Annotated in this window: 17 protein-coding genes; 3 read left to right on the forward strand and 14 right to left on the reverse strand. The window is 67.6% G+C overall.

Features of this window, described 5'->3' with window-relative positions:
- From dmpG to hcaE, 9 genes are all read right to left on the reverse strand, one after another.
- The coding region (gene dmpG, locus C7443_RS14705) for a 4-hydroxy-2-oxovalerate aldolase (protein ID WP_110019382.1) at positions 1-1011 on the reverse strand (1011 nt) is incomplete at its 3' end.
- 4 nt (positions 1012-1015) lie between these two features.
- A complete protein-coding gene (locus C7443_RS14710; RefSeq protein WP_110019383.1) occupies positions 1016-1942 on the reverse strand; it encodes an acetaldehyde dehydrogenase (acetylating) in 927 nt (308 codons plus the stop codon).
- Positions 1943-1995: 53 nt separating this feature from the next.
- Positions 1996-2790: a 2-keto-4-pentenoate hydratase gene (locus tag C7443_RS14715; RefSeq protein WP_110019384.1), complete on the reverse strand. Its 795-nt coding sequence runs from the start codon at positions 2788-2790 to the stop codon at positions 1996-1998.
- A gap of 26 nt (positions 2791-2816) precedes the next feature.
- On the reverse strand, positions 2817-4076 hold the full coding sequence (gene hcaD / locus C7443_RS14720; RefSeq protein WP_110019385.1) for a 3-phenylpropionate/cinnamic acid dioxygenase ferredoxin--NAD(+) reductase subunit: 1260 nt from the start codon (positions 4074-4076) through the stop codon (positions 2817-2819).
- Positions 4077-4091: 15 nt separating this feature from the next.
- Positions 4092-5042 (reverse strand): 3-carboxyethylcatechol 2,3-dioxygenase, encoded by a 951-nt coding sequence (locus tag C7443_RS14725; RefSeq protein WP_110019386.1) that lies wholly within the window; start codon positions 5040-5042, stop codon positions 4092-4094.
- A 56-nt stretch (positions 5043-5098) separates the two neighbouring features.
- Entirely contained in the window at positions 5099-5911 is an 813-nt protein-coding gene (hcaB, locus tag C7443_RS14730) for a 3-phenylpropionate-dihydrodiol/cinnamic acid-dihydrodiol dehydrogenase (protein ID WP_110019387.1), read from the reverse strand.
- Positions 5908-6231: a 3-phenylpropionate/cinnamic acid dioxygenase ferredoxin subunit gene (hcaC, locus tag C7443_RS14735; protein ID WP_110019388.1), complete on the reverse strand. Its 324-nt coding sequence runs from the start codon at positions 6229-6231 to the stop codon at positions 5908-5910. The genes hcaB and hcaC overlap by 4 nt, the downstream gene beginning before the upstream one ends.
- Before the next feature lie 2 nt (positions 6232-6233).
- Entirely contained in the window at positions 6234-6800 is a 567-nt protein-coding gene (hcaF, locus tag C7443_RS14740; protein WP_110019389.1) for a 3-phenylpropionate/cinnamic acid dioxygenase subunit beta, read from the reverse strand.
- The gene (hcaE, locus tag C7443_RS14745; protein ID WP_110019390.1) at positions 6793-8157 is read right to left on the reverse strand and encodes a 3-phenylpropionate/cinnamic acid dioxygenase subunit alpha; all 1365 of its coding nucleotides are present in this window, start codon (positions 8155-8157) and stop codon (positions 6793-6795) included. The genes hcaF and hcaE overlap by 8 nt, the downstream gene beginning before the upstream one ends.
- Before the next feature lie 126 nt (positions 8158-8283).
- Between hcaE and C7443_RS14750 the strand changes: the two genes are divergently transcribed.
- Both C7443_RS14750 and C7443_RS14755 read left to right on the forward strand, forming a co-directional pair.
- Positions 8284-9207, forward strand: a complete 924-nt coding sequence (locus C7443_RS14750) for a LysR substrate-binding domain-containing protein (RefSeq protein WP_110019391.1) — start codon at positions 8284-8286, stop codon at positions 9205-9207.
- Positions 9208-9322: 115 nt separating this feature from the next.
- On the forward strand, positions 9323-10213 hold the full coding sequence (locus C7443_RS14755) for an alpha/beta fold hydrolase (protein ID WP_110019392.1): 891 nt from the start codon (positions 9323-9325) through the stop codon (positions 10211-10213).
- A gap of 96 nt (positions 10214-10309) precedes the next feature.
- On the opposite strand, the gene C7443_RS14760 is transcribed toward C7443_RS14755, so the two are convergent.
- Both C7443_RS14760 and C7443_RS14765 read right to left on the reverse strand, forming a co-directional pair.
- Positions 10310-12214 (reverse strand): multicopper oxidase family protein, encoded by a 1905-nt coding sequence (locus C7443_RS14760; protein ID WP_110019393.1) that lies wholly within the window; start codon positions 12212-12214, stop codon positions 10310-10312.
- Between the two features lie 71 nt (positions 12215-12285).
- Positions 12286-13080, reverse strand: a complete 795-nt coding sequence (locus C7443_RS14765; RefSeq protein ID WP_110019394.1) for an AraC family transcriptional regulator — start codon at positions 13078-13080, stop codon at positions 12286-12288.
- Between the two features lie 102 nt (positions 13081-13182).
- On the opposite strand from C7443_RS14765, the gene C7443_RS14770 reads away from it, so the two are divergent.
- On the forward strand, positions 13183-14172 hold the full coding sequence (locus tag C7443_RS14770; protein ID WP_110019395.1) for a bile acid:sodium symporter family protein: 990 nt from the start codon (positions 13183-13185) through the stop codon (positions 14170-14172).
- A gap of 59 nt (positions 14173-14231) precedes the next feature.
- Here the strand turns inward: C7443_RS14770 and C7443_RS14775 are convergent, their stop codons facing one another.
- The 3 genes from C7443_RS14775 to benB form a co-directional block, all read right to left on the reverse strand.
- Entirely contained in the window at positions 14232-15005 is a 774-nt protein-coding gene (locus C7443_RS14775) for a 1,6-dihydroxycyclohexa-2,4-diene-1-carboxylate dehydrogenase (protein ID WP_110019507.1), read from the reverse strand.
- A 79-nt stretch (positions 15006-15084) separates the two neighbouring features.
- Positions 15085-16092 (reverse strand): benzoate 1,2-dioxygenase electron transfer component BenC, encoded by a 1008-nt coding sequence (benC, locus tag C7443_RS14780; protein WP_110019396.1) that lies wholly within the window; start codon positions 16090-16092, stop codon positions 15085-15087.
- 80 nt (positions 16093-16172) lie between these two features.
- Positions 16173-16655 carry a benzoate 1,2-dioxygenase small subunit gene (benB, locus tag C7443_RS14785; RefSeq protein ID WP_110019397.1) on the reverse strand — a complete coding sequence of 161 codons (483 nt, stop codon included), beginning with the start codon at positions 16653-16655 and terminating at the stop codon, positions 16173-16175.
- Positions 16656-16660 lie beyond the last annotated feature (5 nt).

Below are 16660 nucleotides of genomic sequence, written 5' to 3' on the forward strand. Positions count from 1 at the left end.
GGCCAGCGTCATCGCCGTGTCCTCGATCATGTCCTCCTGACCGCCGACCATGCCGCGGCGGCCCATCTCGACGAGGATCTCGCGCGCCGGCACGCCGTACTTGGCCTCGGCACGCTTGGCGAACAGCAGGAAGGAGCCGTAGACGCCGGCGTAGCCGAGCGTCAGCGCGTCGCGATCGAGGCGGATCGGGAAGTCCATGATCGGGAACACCAGGTCTTCGGCGACGTCCTGGATCTTGAAGACGTCGACGCCGGTGCCGATGCCCATCAGGTCGCAGACGGCGACCAGCACTTCGAGCGGGGTGTTGCCGGCGCCGGCACCGAGGCCGGCGGCGGCGGCGTCGACGCGGCTGGCGCCGGCTTCGATGGCGGCGATGGAGTTGGCCACGCCCATCGCCAGGTTGTGGTGGCCGTGGAAGCCGAGTTCGGTCTCGGGCTTGAGCGCGGCGCGCACGGCGCCGAGTTTCTCGTGCACGTCGCCGGGCAGCATGTGACCGGCGGAGTCGGTGATGTAGACGCAGTTGGCGCCGTAGCCTTCCATCAGTTTGGCCTGCTTGATCAGGCCCTCGGCGCTGTTCATGTGGCTCATCATCAGGAAGCCGACGGTGTCCATGTCGAGCTTGCGCGCCAGGCCGATGTGCTGCTCGGAGACGTCGGCCTCGGTGCAGTGGGTGGCCACGCGCAGGGTGTGCACGCCGAGCTCATGGGCCATCTTCAGGTGATCGACGGTGCCGATGCCGGGCAGCAGCAGCGCCGAGACCTTGGCCTGCTTGAGTTTGGGGATGACGGCGCCGAGGTATTCCTCGTCGCTGTGCGCCGGGAAGCCGTAGTTGACCGAGCTGCCGCCGAGGCCGTCACCGTGGGTGACTTCGATCAGCGGCACGCCGGCGGCGTCGAGGCCGCAGGCGATGCTCTGCATCTGCTCCAGCGTCATCTGGTGGCGCTTGGGATGCATGCCGTCGCGCAGCGTCATGTCGTGCAGGGTGATGCTCTTGCCGCGAAGGGTGCTCATCGGTTCAGACTCCTGCCAGCGTGGCGCGGTTGGCTTCGAGGATCAGACGCCCGGCGAGGATCTCCTCGGCGAACATCTCGGCGGTGCGCGCGGCGGCGGCGGTCATGATGTCGAGGTTGCCGGAGTACTTGGGCAGGTAGTCGCCGAGGCCCTCGACTTCGAGGAACACGGAAACACGGTTGCCGTCGAACACCGGCCCGTTCTTGATGCGATAGCCCGGCACGTACTTCTGCACCTCGGCGAGCATGGCGTGGATCGAAGCGGTGATCGCCTCGCGATCGGGCTCGGTCTCGGTCAGGCAGTGCACGGTGTCGCGCATGATCAGCGGCGGCTCGGCGGGGTTGAGGATGATGATCGCCTTGCCGACCTTCGCCCCGCCGACCCGCTCGACAGCGCGCGAGGTGGTGCGGGTGAACTCATCGATGTTCTTGCGCGTGCCCGGCCCGGCCGACTTCGAGGCCACCGTGGCCACGATCTCGCCGTAGGCCACCGGCTGCACCCGCGAAATCGCCGCCACCATCGGGATCGTCGCCTGACCGCCGCAGGTGACCATGTTGACGTTCATCTCACCACGGCCGACGTGCTCGATCAGATTGACCGGCGGCACGCAGAACGGCCCGATCGCCGCCGGCGTCAGATCGATCATCAGCACACCGAGCGCATTGAGCTGGCGGCTGTTCTCGGCGTGGACATAGGCCGAGGTGGCATCGAAGGCGATGCGGATATCGTCCTCGCGCACGTGCGGCAGCAGACCGGCGACGCCCTCGGCGGTGGTCTTCATGCCCATGTCGCGGGCGCGTGCCAAGCCCTCGGAGGCCGGATCGATGCCGACCATCCACAGCGGCTCCAGCACCGGGCTGCGCTTTAACTTGTAGAGCAGATCCGTGCCGATGTTGCCCGGACCGATCAGGGCGCATTTGAGTTTGCTCATGCTTTTGTTCTCCCTTGGGGTGAATTCGCTGGATGCGCGGGCGTAAGCCCGGCTCAGGCGCTGGCGAAAGCTGCGCAGACCGAGCCCAGGCCCTCGACGCGGGCGGTGAAGACGTCGCCCGCGTGCACCGCCGCCATCGGCCCGAGCGCACCGGAGAGGATCGTGTCGCCGGCCTGCAGCGGACGGCCGACCTGCGTCATCACCTTCACCAGCCACAGCGCGGCGTTGAGCGGCGAGCCCATGCAGGCGGCGCCGTTGCCGCTGGAGACGGTTTCACCGTGGCAGTCCATCGTCATCGTGCACAGCCGCGGCTCGAAGGCGTGCAGCGGCAGCGGCCGCGAACCGAGCACGTAGAGGCTCGACGAGGCGTTGTCGGCGATGGTGTCGATCAGCCGGATGTCCCAGTCGCGGATGCGCGAACCGACGATCTCCAGCGCCGGCACGGCGTAGTCGATGGCGCGGAACAGATCGGCGACGGTCGGCTGCTCAAGCGCCAGATCACGGCCGAGGACGAAGGCGATTTCGGCTTCGATCTTCGGCTGCATCAGGTCGGCGAGCGCGATTTCCTCGCCTTCGCCGCGCGCCATGTCGGCGAACAGCATGCCGTAGTCCGGCTGGTCGACCCCGAGCTGCTTCTGCACCGCCACCGAGGTCAGGCCGATCTTGCGGCCGACCAGACGGCGGCCGGCATCGAGCGCGCGCTGAGTGTTGATTTCCTGGATGGCGTAGGCGCTGGCGACGTCGCTGGCGGCGAACGCCTCGCGGATCGGCGCACAGGGCTCGCCGCTGCTCGCCGCCAGGTACAGCTGACCGGCGGCTGAGCGGATGATTTCACTGGATGAAGACATCGAAGAACTCCCGGGCGGATGAGGCTTCAGGCGGCGGCCTTGATGCGGCTCGTGGCGAGCTTGCGCAGGTCCTGCTTGATGTCGAGCAGCGCCTCGGCATCGCCCAGCGGCACCGCGGCGGCGATCAGCTGCTTGGCCGGACGCATCTCGCGACCGTTGTCGAAGGTGATGGCACCGACGATGCGCCCGCCGCTGACGCCGAACTGCGTGTAGCGGCCGGTCGACTCGCCGCGCGTCAGCCACTGCTCGGCCTCGACGGCGCCGGCGACCTGGAGGTTGTGGCCGTACTGGTCGGTCCAGTACCACGGCAGGTCCGGTTCGCAGGGCGTGCCGTCGACCATCGCGCGGGCGACACTGGTGGCCTGGTGCTGGGCGTTGCTCCAGGTCTCCTGGCGCACGTAGCGCCCGCTCGCCGGCTGCCACTGGCGGGCGACGTCGCCGGCGGCGTAGATGCCGGGCGCCGAGCTCATGCCGTACTCGTCGACGAGGATGCCGTCGTCGAGCTGCAGCCCGGCCTCTCTGGCCAGCTCGACGTTGAGCTCGACGCCGATGCCGTAGACCACCAGATCACCGTGGAACACGCGGCCGTCGACGCCGGTCAGCGTGATCTCGCCGTCGTCGGCCTTGCTCGCCGAGGCCAGTTCGGCGCCGAACTCGAAGTGCACGCCGTGTGCGGCATGCAGTTCGAGCAGCGACTGCGCCAGATGCAGCGGCGCGGCGCGACCCATCAGCCGCAGGCAGCGCTCGATCACCGTCACCTCGGCACCGAGCGTGCGCGCGCTGGCGGCGACTTCGAGACCGATGACGCCGCCGCCGATCACCAGCAGCCGCTTGCCCGGCAGCAGGCGTTCGCGCAGCGCCAGCGCATCGTCGAGCGAGCGCAGCGAGAGCACGCCATCGCCGAGCGCGTCGAGCAGCGGATAAGCACGGGCGCGGGCGCCGGTGGCGAGCAGCAGCTTGTCGAAGGCGATGCGCTCGCCGTCGGCGAGCGTGAGCACGCGCGCCTGGGCATCGAGGCCGGTGGCGGCGACGCCGAAGCGGCACTCGATGTGGCGATCGGCGTAGAAGCTGGCGTCGAACAGCGTGGTCTTCGCCGTCGCCGGCGTCACCAGCACTTCCTTCGACAGCGGCGGGCGCTCGTAGGGCAGGTGCGGTTCGTCGCCGACCAGCACGATGCGTCCGGCAAAGCCGGCTTCGCGCAGCGTGGCGACGGCGATCGCACCGGCCTGGCCGCCGCCGACGACGACGTAGCACGCTTCGCGTGCCGGATGGGGGGCAGCAGTCATCGTCTTACCCTCCTCTCAGGCCGCGGCCAGCGGTTCGGCGCTGACCATCGCCATGCCGACGATCCACTCGTCGATGGCGCGGTAGCAGTGCATTTGCGCCTGGTAGGCGCCGCAGGCGCGCAGCGCGGCGAAGGCGGCGATCCAGGCGCGGATTTCCTGACCGCCACGGCCGCCCTCGGCGAGGATTTCCGCATCGCTCATGGTCCGGAAGCGCTCCAGATCGGCGTTGACGAAGGTCTCCAGCAGGCTGCGGTCCCACTCCGGGTTGAGCAGCCGTGCCGCACCCTTCTCGCCAGCGGCCAGGCGACGGCCGGTGTCGATGACCTTCTGCTGGCGGCGATCACGGGCCTCCTCGCTCGGATTGCGCCCGGAAATCAGGAACTCCTCGACCTCCGGCGGCGCTTCGCCGAACTGCGGGGTTGGCGGATCGTGCGACAGGCCGCCGGAACCGATGATCAGCACCCGCTCCGGGCGCTGGGCGAGGAAGCGACCGACCTCTTCGCCGAGCTTGAGCACGCGGCGGCACGGCGGCAGCGGCCGCGCGGCGCCGTTGACGAAAATCGGGATCACCGGGTAGCGGGTGACATCACCGGCGAGCAGGCTCAGCGGCTGGGTGAAGCCGTGGTCGGCCTGCATGCGGTAGGAGTACGTGATGTCGAGATCCGCCGCCTGCAGCGCCCGCACCAGCTCCAGCGCGGTGGCTTCGGGGATGTCGAGCGTGCTGGTACCGAAGCCCCAGTCACCGGCGGCGGCGGCGCGCAGGCCGACGCAGAACGGCGGCATCAGGTCGTAGAAGAAACCGTTGAAGTGGTCCGGCGCGAACAGCACGATCAGCTCGGGATCGTAGGCGCGAACCTGCTCGGCGAGCGCGGCGAAGGTGCCGCGCACGTCGGTTTCGATGGTGTCGTCGAGAGGCACGAAGTCCATCATCGGCGTGTGCGAAGCGCAGATCAGTTTGACTGGCATCGGGTATTTCTCCGGTGTCGCCGCTCTGGCGGGCGGCTTTGGTCGGCGCGGGGGCGCTACAGCGTCAGGCCGCCGGCGACATGACGAATGCCGCGGATGCCCAGGCCGCAATCGGCGTTGATGGCCACACCGCTCAGCGTGCGGTTGTTGGCGCGCGAGGCGAGCAGCACGAAGGGGCCGGTAAAGTCCGCCGGGTCCGGGAAAAACTGCAGCGGCAGGATGGCGCTGATCGCCTCGGGGCTGCGCGAATCCATGATCGCCAGATCCTGCTGGCCGAGCGCCGCCGGGCCGCGCAGGTCGCTGGCCATGCCGCTCGGGCCGACCGCGTTGACGCGCACCTTTGGCGCCAGCTCGTAGGCCAGCTCGCGCATCAGGCCGAACACGGCGTGCTTCGAGGCCGTGTACAGCGGGCCGCCGCCGCCCGGGTAGAACGCCGAGTTCGACAGCGTGAAGATGATCGAACCCTGCGAGGCGATCAGCGCCGCCGCCGCCGCCTTGGCGCCGAGCAGACAGCCCTTGACGTTGATGGCGAACAGCTCGTCGAAGCCGGCATCGAGGCGATCGATCGGCGTGGCGGCCAGGCTGGCGCCGTGATCCCACACCGCGGCATTGCCGATGAAGCAGTCGAGCTTGCCGAAGCGCTCGACCATCGCCGCGACGGCGCGTTCGTTGGCGGCGGCGTCGGTGACATCACCTTCGACCACCTCCACCGCCCCACCGAAGTCGGCGCGCAATTGCGCCGACTTCTCCGCGGAACGTTCGAGCACGCCGACGCTGGCGCCTTCGGCGACGAAGCGCTCGACCAGGGCACGGCCGAGGCCGGAGCCGCCGCCGGTGATCAGACAGGCTTCACCCTGCAGCCAGCTCATGCGCCTTCCCCCTGAGCGACTTCGACGTAGACCTCGCCGTCCTCGACGCTGACGGCGAAGGTCTGCAGCGGCTCGGTGGCCGGCAGGCACAGCGCCGCTCCGGTCTTCAGGCAGAAGCGTGCGGTGTGGATCGGGCACTCGACGCTGCAGTCGTCTTCGAGGTAGCCCTCGGAGATCGACGCCGTGGCATGGGTGCACATGTCGGCGACGGCGTAGAACTCGCCGTCGACGTTGAACAGCGCGATCGCTGGCGTGGTATCGACCCGCCGCCCCTCCCCGGGCGGCAGATCGGCGACGGAACACACGTGGACGCGGGCCATGATCAGAACAGGATGCTGAGGTTGGGGGCCTGCAGCACGAACTCGTCGAGCGCGAGTTCGCGGCTGTAGACCTGCCAGCCGGCGCCACCTTCGACACGGCGCAGCGCGTCGTGGCGGGTGCCGACGAAGGTGAAGATGTCGCGCTGCTTGCTGGCCCGGTGGATCAGGTAGTTGCAGCTGGTCTCCACGTGCTCGTCGTCATATTCGAGCACGCGCAGATTGCTGACGAAGTGACGGGTGCGCGACGGCGGTTCTTCGGACCAGGCCATGCCGGTCTCCAGGCGCGCGACGCGGCGTTCGAGCTGGAACTTGCTCTCGTTGAAGATGTAGGTCAGCGGCGGCTGCTTGCTGCGGCGGCGGTCGCGGGTCTGCGCCTGGGTATTGGTCAGCAGCACGTAGCTGATGTCGTCGGACATCAGCTCCAGCCACTCGCGAAAACGCCACTCATCGAGCAGGGCAGCTTCGAGGTAGAGGAACTGCTCGACTTCATAGTGCAGGGCCAGCGGCGCGAGGACGGCCGGCTGCACCGTCGGGCGCAGGGGTTCGAGAACGGTGGCTGGCTCACTCATGGACGAGCTCCTTCTGATAAGCGGCGGACAGGGCGTTGATTTCTTCCCAGCTTTCGGCGGACATCATGTCGGCCCAGTGCTGGTAGAAGCCGCGTGCCGCGGTCTCGGCGAAGGTGTAATTGGTGACGCCGGGGATGCCGTCGTCGCGCCGCTCTTCGAAGCCCAGTCCCATCTGCACGCAGAAGTCGGTCTTGCGCGCCATGTGGCCCTGCAGCACCTTCTGCACCTCGACCCAGTTCTCCGAGTCGTCCTGCTCCAGGAAGCCGGCCGGACCGAAGGCACGGGCGTGGCTCTTGATCAGCGCATCCTTGACCTCGACCGGCGCGTCGCGATCGCAGATGCAGAATGCCCAGACCTCGATCTGGTTCGGCCCGCGCGGGTGCCAGACGCGCAGCGTCTGCGTGCCGTTGAGCCAGGACAGCGTCGGGAACATGGTGTTGTGGCCGGCCAGACGCAGCGCACGGACCTTGCCCAGACGCGCTTCGGCTTCCGCGTAGGTGTCACGGAAGTAGGCCGAGACGACGCCGTCGACCCAGACGTTGGCATCGGGCTTTTCAGTGAAGAAGAAGGCGCTGCCGTGGCCGTTGCCACCGAACTGCACGCCGCCGAGGGCATCGGCCCACACCGGACGCGGCGTCTGCCCGTCGCCGAGCGGCTTGCCGTCGCCCTTGTTGGCGGGGCTGGCCTGCAGCACCTGGATCGCCGAGGCGTGGGTATAGGGAGCGTGGTACTGGTCGCTGCAGAACTGCTCGGCGGCGAACTTCCAGTTGCACTCGATCACCCACTTGTGCACGCCACCGAGCACTTCGGTGCCGCCGTCGCGACGGTCGAGGAAGCCGTCGAGATACCAGGCGATGTCGCCCATGTAGGTTTCGAGATCGGGCGCTTCATTGTCCCAGTTGCCGAACACCAGGCCCTTGTAGGTGGACACGCGCGGCACGCGGGTCAGGCCCCAGCGCGACTTGTCGAGCTTGTTGCGGTAGGCCTGCTCTTCCAGCGGCACCGAGGTCAGGCCGCCATCGAGACCGTAGGCCCAGCCGTGATAGGCGCAGGTGAAGGCCTTGGTGTTGCCGCCGTCGGCATGGCACAGGCGCATGCCGCGATGCCGGCACTGATTGAGGAACGCTTCGATCGAGCCATCTTTCTGGCGCACGACGACGATCGGATCTTCACCCATGTAGGTGGTAAAGAAATCCCCCGCCTTGGGAATCATGCTTTCGTGGGCGAGGAATAACCAGCTGCGCGCAAATACGCGCTCCAGTTCCAGCTGGTAAATATCGGGGTCGGTATAGATTGCCGGTTTGATTTTGCCTTTTTTGGCATCGACCATCGTGCGGACATTAAGTCTGTCGTCCATCGCAGGTCCTCTCTCTGGTTTGATTTTAGTTAAACCACCTCTCGGGTGTGCGCAAATAATGGAAAAAACAGATGTTATCGTGAAATACTTTGTAACTTTCACAATAATAAGGAGGACGTCTTAATCATGGAGCTGAGACATCTGCGCTATTTCGTCGCTGTCGCCGAGGAGCTCAACTTCACCCGCGCCGCGGCGCGGCTGCACACCGCGCAACCCTCGCTGAGCCAGCAGATCCGCGACCTCGAAGCCGAGCTCGGCACGCCGCTGCTGCTGCGTTCCAAGCGTCACGTCGAACTGACGCCGGCCGGCCAGGTGTTTCTCGACGAGGCGCGGCTGGTGCTGGCGCAGGCGCAGCGTGCGATCGTGCTCGCGCGCCACGCCGCCGGGCCGCCGGCCAGCCGCCTCAGCATCGGCTTCGTGCCCTCGGCCGAGGTCAAGGTGTTCCCGCGCGTGCTGCCGATGATGCGGGCGCAGTTCCCGCGCACCGAGCTGAGCTTCCACAGCCTGACCACCGCCGAACAGATCGAGGCACTGCTCAACAAAAGCATCGACATCGCCTTCCTGCGCGGGCCGCTCAGCCACCCGCTGCTCACCAGTGAGGCGGTGATGAACGAGCGCCTGGTCGTGGTGCTGCCGGCCGACAGCCCGCTTGCGGCCTGCGAGCACATCGCGCCGCAGGCCCTGGCCGCGACCGACTTCGTCCACGTCAACGCCGAACAGGCCGGGCAGTCGCTGTATGCCGCGGTGCAGGCCTGGCTGCAGCGCAATCACCTCGAACGGCGCGTCACCCAGGAGGTGCACAACGTGCTGACGCTGCTGTCGGTGATCAGCATGGGCGGCGGCGTCACGCTGCTGCCCGACTACGCCGAGCAGATGGTGTTTCGCAACGTCGTCACCCGCCACCTGAGCGGGGACGAGCCCAGCGTGCCGCTGCTGATGGCCTGGCGGGCCGACGAGGCCTCGCCGGCGGCGACCTTCTTTCGTGAGCTGGTGCGCGAGGTGCAGCGCACGCCCGAGCCCGCCGGCGACCCCGGAAGAACCGTCGAATAATAGGTATCGCGTCTTAAATAAACGTTATTTAGTATTGGATGAAAATATCTTGTGCACTTAGCATGCGCGAACGCCTAATTAACTAAACCGAGCACACCAAGGGAGAATATTGCTGATGTCGCATTCGACCCCTGCGGGAAATTCAACCCAGCCTGAATTACGTTCGCTGTGGTCTGCCATTGCTGATGGCGAAGTCAAATTGCATTACATCGATGTCAAGGGTGTCAAAACCCGTGTCCTCGAATCCGGTAATGGACCGAAAACGCTGATCCTGCTGCACGGTATTGCCGGGCATCTGGAAGCGTACATGCGCAATATCCTGCCGCATGCCGAACATTTCCGCGTCATGGCCATCGACATGCTCGGCCACGGCTTTACCGACAAGCCGGATCGCGACTACGAAGTCATCGATTACGTCGAGCATCTGCACGACCTGATCGACACGCTCGGCCTTGACCGCATCCACCTGTCGGGCGAATCGCTCGGTGGCTGGGTCGCCGCGCGTTTTGCCGCCAAGTATCCGGAGCGCATCGACAAGCTGGTGCTCAACACCGCCGGCGGCATGATCGCCGACCCCAAGGTCATGGAGCGCCTGCGCACGCTGAGCCTCGCCGCCGTGCGCTCGCCGGACCGTGAAGCCACGCGCAAGCGCCTGGAGTTCCTGATGCTCGACCCGAGCATCGTCACCGAGGACCTGGTCGAGTCGCGCTTCGCCGTCTACCGCCAGCCGAGCATCGTCGGCGCGATGGAACGCATCATGTGCCTGCAGGACATGGAGATCCGCCTGCGCAATCTGCTCACCGAAGACGAGCTGGCGAAGATCCAGGCCGACACGCTGGTGCTGTGGACCACGCACGATCCGACCGCCTCGGTCGAAGTCGGCCAGCGCCTCGCCAGCTACGTGTCGAAGTCACGCTTCGTGGTCATGGAAAACTGCGGCCACTGGCCGCAGTACGAGGACCCGGATGCCTTCAACCGCATCCACATCGAGTTCCTGAAGGGCTGAACAGGCCTGCGGAAACGACGTTTAACGGTGGCATAACCCCCTTGGCGCGCCGTCCCGTCCCCTCTCGGGTCCGGCGCGCTTTTTTGCGTGCACCGTTCAGGACGAGACGCTGAAGCCGAGCATCATGCCCGAGGTCAAGTGCTCGCCGATGTGACAGTGCGCCATCCACTCACCGGGGTTGCTGTTGTCGAGCAGGATGTCGACGGTCGAACCGGCCGCGACCTGCACCGTATCCTTCCACTGCGTGTCGGCCGGCGCCTTGCCGTCGACGGTGAGCACCAGGAAGCGCTGGCCGTGGAAGTGGATCGGGTGCTGCATCGGGTGAACGCCGTCCGCCGGATTGACCAGGCGGATCTTCACCGGCTGGCCGCGCTGGAACTGCCAGTGGATCGCCATGTTCTCCTGCCCGGTAGCGAGGTCGCGCAGAATCCAGTGCGTATTGGCCGAGGTGCTGGCGGCATTCATCACCCCCATGCCGTCCTCCCATTCGACCGCCTGCATCGCGTGCCCACCGTGCCCGTGGCCCATCGCGGCATGGTCCATCCCCGCCATCGCACCTGACGTGGTCTCGTGGTTCATCGTCGAGTGATCCATCGCGGCCGGGGCGGCGGCATCACCGCCGTGACCCATCGCGGCATGGTCCATCCCCGCCATCGCGCCTGACGTGGTCTCGTGGTTCATCGCCGAGTGATCCATCGCGGCCGGGGCGGCAGCATCACCGCCGTGGCCCATCGCGGCATGGTCCATCTCCGCCATCGCACCTGACGTGGTCTCGTGGTTCATCGCCGAGTGATCCATCGCGGCCGGGGCGGCAGCATCACCACCGTGGCCCATCGCGGCATGGTCCATCCCCGCCATCGCACCTGACGTGGTTTCGTGGTTCATCGTCGAGTGATCCATGCCGGCGTCGGCCGTGGTTGTGTGCCCCATGGCGGCATGGTCGCCGTTGGCCGGGTCGATACGCAGGTCGAACTGCAGTGTCTTGTCGGGCGGCGTGTCGGCATAACGCGCGCGCAGCGCGGCGGCTTCGTCGAGCACCTCGCGGTTCTGGCGCAGGCTGTCGTCTGCGGCGGTGTCTGGTGCGGCGGCGACTTCGATATGGCCGAGCACGCTGCGGCCTTCCGGCGTGGCATTGGCCAGCTCGTAGCGGCCAGGGTGGTCGAAACGCGCCTCGACGATCATGCGTTCGGCCGGGGCGATGTCGACGCTCGGGATTTCGCGCTCGCTGCCGATGCGGCCGTTGTCACCACCGACCAGCCGCAGCGGCACGCCGAAGTCGAGGCGGAACGGACGCACGTTGGCGACGTTGGTCAGCCAGAAGCGCACGGTCTGTCCGGCCTGCGCCTGCAGCGTCCAGTCGCTCGCGCCGTTGACCAGCAGCTGGTTACCGAAGCGCCCCATCAGCGCATGGTCGGCGACATGTTCCCCGGCCGGCAGTGCGTGGCCGTCGCGCAGCATGATGTCGTCGAGCATCAGCACGGCCTCCTGCGCCACCGGCCGCCAGTAGCTCGCATCACGCGGCACCACCCACAGGTTGCCGTAGAGGCCGGCGTCCTGCTGGGCGTCTTCACGCACGTGCGGGTGGTACCAGTAAAGGCCGGCATCGGGAGCGTGGATGACGTAACGGGCCGAGCCGCCGGGCGCCACCGCCGGCTGACCGACACCGGGCACGCCGTCGTTGCGGTAATCGAGGCGCAGGCCGTGCCAGTGCACCGTGGTCGGCTGCGTAATGGCGTTGTCGAAGTCGATCGTCACCGTCGCGCCCTGCGGCAGCACCAGCAGCGGACCGGGCACGCTGCCGTTGTAGGCGAAGCCGTCGACCTCGGCCGCGCCGATATGCCAGCGGAACGGTGCGGCGCGCAGGTGGTAGTGGTCGCCGTCGGCCAATCGCACCAGCGCCGGCCCCGGCCCGGCGCTGCTCGGTGCGTCGGTGGCGAACACCGGCGCAGACAGCGCCAGCGCGACGGCAAGACTCAAGGGGGTACGCAGCAGCGGATTCATCGACGTGAAGATCTCGACAGGTTCAGGAGGGAACGTCGGGTAGATCGGCGCCGCTGCGGCGGGTTCCCCCGCTAGCCGCGAGGGCTGAACAAGGCCCGCGGCGTGGCGCCGAATTCGCGGCGGAAGGCCGCAATGAAAGCCGATACCGACTCATAACCGGCATCGAGCGCGACGGCGGTGACACTGCGCCCGCGTTCGAGCGCCGGCAGCGCCAGCAGCAGGCGCAGACGCAGGCGCCAGTCACGAAAGCTCAGCCCGGTTTCGGCGCGGAACAGCCGCGCCAGCGTGCGTGCCGAAACCCCGGCGCCCGCCGCCCAGTCTTCCAGCGTACGGCGCTGCTCGGGCTGCGCCTGCAGCGCCTGGCAGATCGTCGCCAGCCGCGCATCGCGCGGCAGCGGCAGTGACAGCGCCATCTCCGGCAGCCCGGCGAGCTGGTCGAGCAGCACGCCGACCAGCCGCCCGGCGGCACCGGCGGCGTCGTAATCGGCGGGCAGCGCACAGGCGGCGCAGATCAGCTCGCGCACCAGCGGCGTGACGCCGAGCACGCGGCAGTGGCGCGGTGCCCCGTCGGTGCATTCGCGGGCGATATAGAGCCCGCGCATCTCCGCCTGAGCGGTGGCGGTCACTTCATGCACCACGCCGGGCGGAATCCACACCGCGCAATGCGGCGGTGCGACGAAGTTGCCGCCTGCCGTGCGCACCTCCAGCACGCCGCTGACGGCATAGGACAACTGCACCCAGTCATGCGCGTGCGGGCGCACCCAGGAGCCGGCCGGCGCTGATTCGGCGCGCGAGTACACGGCGCGCGGCAGACGGCTGAAGGCCGGCAGGATGCGTTCGGGAATGGCGCGTCCGCTTTGCGACATGATTCGGCATTCTAGCGTTAGTCGGTCGCCCGCGGCGGCGGCAGACTGGGCATCCAATCCGGGCCAGCGCGGCCCGCCCCCAATCTGCTGCCGAGGTCCGCCATGCTCCTCACCCATCTGCGCCGCCTGTACCGGGACTGGTTCCTCGGCGGCATGATCGCCGCCGTGATTCTCGCCACGCTGTTGCCGCAGTTCGGCCGCAGCGGCGGCGTGCTGCATGCCGATGTGCTCTGCAACATCGGCATTTTCCTGATCTTCTTCCTGCACGGCATCGGCCTGTCCACGCAGAGCCTGAAGGCCGGCATGCTGCGCTGGCGCCTGCACCTGCTGGTGCAGTTGTTCACCTTCGTGGTCTTTCCGCTGCTGTGGCTCGGCGGACGGCTGCTGTTCGGCGGCTGGCTGCCGAGCGATCTGCTGCTCGGCTTCCTGTACCTGTGCGCGCTGCCGTCGACGATTTCCTCATCGGTGGCAATGACGGCGATGGCGCGCGGCAACGTGCCGGCGGCGATCTTCAACGCCACGCTGTCGAGCCTGCTCGGCATCGTGCTGACGCCGCTGCTGCTGGCGCTGCTCGCCGGCACGCAGGGCGGCAATCTGTCGCTGCTCGACGCCGTGCTCGACATCGCCCGCCTGCTGCTGCTGCCGTTCGCCATCGGTCAGGCGCTGCGTCCGCTGTGCGGTGACTGGTTCGCCAGGCGCAAGCGCTACACCTCGCTGCTCGACCGCTGCGTGATCCTGCTGCTGGTCTACGCCTCGTTCTGCGACTCGGTCGAGGCCGGTCTGTGGACCCGCTACGGCTTCGACACGCTGGCGCTGACGCTGCTCGGTTCGGCACTGATCCTCGCGCTGGTGCTGTGGCTGACTCAGCACCTCGCCCGCCGCTGCGGCTTCAATACCGAGGATGAAATCACCGCCGTGTTCTGCGGCTCGAAAAAGACCCTCGCCTCCGGCGTGCCGATGGCCAAGCTGCTGTTCGGTGCCCATCCGGCGCTGGGCGTCATCGTGCTGCCGATCATGTTCTACCACCCGCTGCAGCTGTTCGTGTGCTCGGTGCTGGCGGAGCGCTACGCCGCGCGCGCGGCGAGCGTCTGAGCCGGTCGCGCGCCGGGAAGTCCGTCGGGCTCACCTCACGGCGCGCGGCCCGACGGCGTTCAGCCGAGGTCGCCGCCTCCGGCCGGCAGGGTCACGCCGGTGATGTAGGAAGCTTCATCGGAGGCCAGAAAGAGGATCACGGCGGCCTGCTCGTCGAGCGTGCCGTAGCGCTTCATCAGACTGCTGGCGAGGGTCTGGTCGACGATCTGCTGATACCACTGCCGTTCCTGTGCGCTCGGCTCGGCCGTGTTGCGCGGGATGCGCCGGGGCGGCGCTTCGGTGCCGCCGGTGGCAACGGCGTTGACGCGGATGCCGCGTTCGGCGGTTTCAAAGGCCAGGCAGGCGGTCAGCGCGTTGACGCCGCCCTTGGCGGCGCCGTAGGGCACGCGGTTGATGCTGCGCGTGGCGATCGAGGAAACATTGACGATCGCCCCCTGCCCCTGCGCCAGCAGATACGGCAGCACCGCGTGGCAGCCCCACAGCGTCGGCAGCAGCGAGCGGCGCAGCTCGGCTTCGATTTCGTGCTCGCGATAGTGCTCGAAAGGCTTGGTCCAGATGGTGCCGCCGACATTGTTGATGAGGATGTCGATGCGGCCGAACTGCGCCTGCGTCGCCGCCATCACCCGCTCGCATTCGGCATTGATCTCAAGATCGGCGATCAGCGGCAGCACCGCGTGGTCGGCCAGTTCGGCGGCGAGTTCGTGCACCAGCTCGGAACGGTCGACGAGGACCAGCCGTGCGCCCTCCTCGGCCAGGCGCTCGGCGACGCGGCGGCCGATGCCCTGGGCGGCGCCGGTGACGACGGCGACCCGGTCTGTAAAACGTGGCTTCATCAGCATTCACCCGGACTGGCGGCCCGCCACTGGCGGGCCGCGCGGACATGATCGTAAGGAGGCGGGCTCGCGGCGCGGCTCAGTGGCTCGGCGCGAACTTCTCGAAGTGGAAACCCGCCGGCTGGATGCCCAGCTCGCCGAGCCAGGCGCGCACCGAGTCGACCATCGCCGGCGGACCGCAGACGTAGAGATCGACGTCGCCGCCGTTCAGCACACCGGCGTCGAGGTACTGCGTGACGTAGCCGCGGCGCGGATGTGTGCTGTCGGCGTCGGCCACGCAGCTGATGTACTCGAAGCCCGGCAGACGCGCGCGCAGCGCTTCGAGCTCATCGAGGCAGACCAGATCGGCATCGTGCGTCACGCCGTAGCCGAGCAGCACCGGCTGCGGGCAGCCCTGCCCGGCCAGCGTTTCCAGCATCGACAGGAACGGTGCCAGTCCGGTGCCGCCGGCCAGCAGCAGCAGCGGTCGGCGCAGCTCGCGCAGGTAGAAGCTGCCATACGGCGCGCTGAAGCTCAGCGTGTCGCCGACTTTTGCCTGCTCGCGCAGGTAGGCGCTCATGCGCCCGTCGGGCACGTTGCGCACCAGGAAGCTCAGCGCGTGGCGGCCGGCCGGCGAGCTGAACGAATAGGCGCGGCTCAGCTCGCTGCCGGGAATCTGCAGGTGGGCGTACTGCCCCGGCAGAAACACCAGCGGCGTCGCGCGCTGTGGTTCGATGCTGAAACGCAGCGTGCTCGGTGACAGCCATTCGAGCGCCGTCAGCCGGCCCTGATCGCTTTCGACGGCGGTCTTGCAGGCGCTCGACGAGGCCTGGATGCGCAGCACGCAGTCCGCGCGCGGGCGCATCTGGCAGCTCAGCACGTAACCGGCGCGGGCTTCGTCCTCGCTCAGCGCCTCTTCGATGTATTCACCGCCGTCGTAGCGGCCGGATTCACAAAAACTCTTGCAGGTTCCGCAGGCGCCGTCGCGGCAGTCGAGCGGAATGTTGACCTTCTGGCGGTAGGCGGCGGAGGCGATGGTTTCGTTTTCGGCGCAGTCGATGAAGCGCGTGACGCCGTCCTCGAACTGCAGCGCAATCGTGTGGCTCATGCTCGTGATCTCGTCAGGTCTGCGGCACGGCGCACGGCGGCGCGGGGCGCGCGGACAGCGCCCCGGCCGCGTGCGGCGGATCAGACGTGGTAGATGTCGACGACCTGGTGGATGTAGTCGTTCTTCAGCACCGTCTGCTTGCGTTTGATCAGCGGCTGTTCGCCGGAGACGTCGAGCAGGTAATGCGAGGTGCCGAAGTAACTGTCGGTCGTGTGGTAGCGATGACTGAGCGTGTGCCAGTTGAAGCGCAGGCGGATCGTGTCGCCGTCGCGTTCGAGGATCTCGACGTTGGAGATCTGGTGGCTGGTGCGCGGCTCCGGCGTGCTCGCCGCCGAGCGTTCGGTCTTGATGCGGAACACGCGATCTTCCAGCCCGCCGCGATTGGCGTAATAGATCAGCGAGATTTCACGCTGCGGGTCGCAGGTCAGCGCATCGTCGTCATCCCAGGACGGCATCCAGAACTCGGCGTCGTCGGCATAGCACTGCAGCCAGTCGTCCCACTGCTTGTCATCGAGCAGGCGGGCTTCACGGTAGAGAAACGCGAGGATCGAATCGTGTGTCATGGCGG

It is taken from the genome of Plasticicumulans acidivorans (genome assembly GCF_003182095.1).
GTDB classification, from domain to species: Bacteria; Pseudomonadota; Gammaproteobacteria; order Competibacterales; family Competibacteraceae; genus Plasticicumulans; species Plasticicumulans acidivorans.

Coding starts and splice junctions, on each gene's coding strand:
- C7443_RS14710 (WP_110019383.1), bottom strand. CDS start 1,942: ATGAGCAAACTCAAATGCGCCCTGATCGGTCCGGGCAACATCGGCACG.
- C7443_RS14715 (WP_110019384.1), bottom strand. CDS start 2,790: ATGTCTTCATCCAGTGAAATCATCCGCTCAGCCGCCGGTCAGCTGTAC.
- hcaD (WP_110019385.1), bottom strand. CDS start 4,076: ATGACTGCTGCCCCCCATCCGGCACGCGAAGCGTGCTACGTCGTCGTC.
- C7443_RS14725 (WP_110019386.1), bottom strand. CDS start 5,042: ATGCCAGTCAAACTGATCTGCGCTTCGCACACGCCGATGATGGACTTC.
- hcaB (WP_110019387.1), bottom strand. CDS start 5,911: ATGAGCTGGCTGCAGGGTGAAGCCTGTCTGATCACCGGCGGCGGCTCC.
- hcaC (WP_110019388.1), bottom strand. CDS start 6,231: ATGGCCCGCGTCCACGTGTGTTCCGTCGCCGATCTGCCGCCCGGGGAG.
- hcaF (WP_110019389.1), bottom strand. CDS start 6,800: ATGAGTGAGCCAGCCACCGTTCTCGAACCCCTGCGCCCGACGGTGCAG.
- hcaE (WP_110019390.1), bottom strand. CDS start 8,157: ATGGACGACAGACTTAATGTCCGCACGATGGTCGATGCCAAAAAAGGC.
- C7443_RS14750 (WP_110019391.1), top strand. CDS start 8,284: ATGGAGCTGAGACATCTGCGCTATTTCGTCGCTGTCGCCGAGGAGCTC.
- C7443_RS14755 (WP_110019392.1), top strand. CDS start 9,323: ATGTCGCATTCGACCCCTGCGGGAAATTCAACCCAGCCTGAATTACGT.
- C7443_RS14760 (WP_110019393.1), bottom strand. CDS start 12,214: ATGAATCCGCTGCTGCGTACCCCCTTGAGTCTTGCCGTCGCGCTGGCG.
- C7443_RS14765 (WP_110019394.1), bottom strand. CDS start 13,080: ATGTCGCAAAGCGGACGCGCCATTCCCGAACGCATCCTGCCGGCCTTC.
- C7443_RS14770 (WP_110019395.1), top strand. CDS start 13,183: ATGCTCCTCACCCATCTGCGCCGCCTGTACCGGGACTGGTTCCTCGGC.
- C7443_RS14775 (WP_110019507.1), bottom strand. CDS start 15,005: ATGAAGCCACGTTTTACAGACCGGGTCGCCGTCGTCACCGGCGCCGCC.
- benC (WP_110019396.1), bottom strand. CDS start 16,092: ATGAGCCACACGATTGCGCTGCAGTTCGAGGACGGCGTCACGCGCTTC.
- benB (WP_110019397.1), bottom strand. CDS start 16,655: ATGACACACGATTCGATCCTCGCGTTTCTCTACCGTGAAGCCCGCCTG.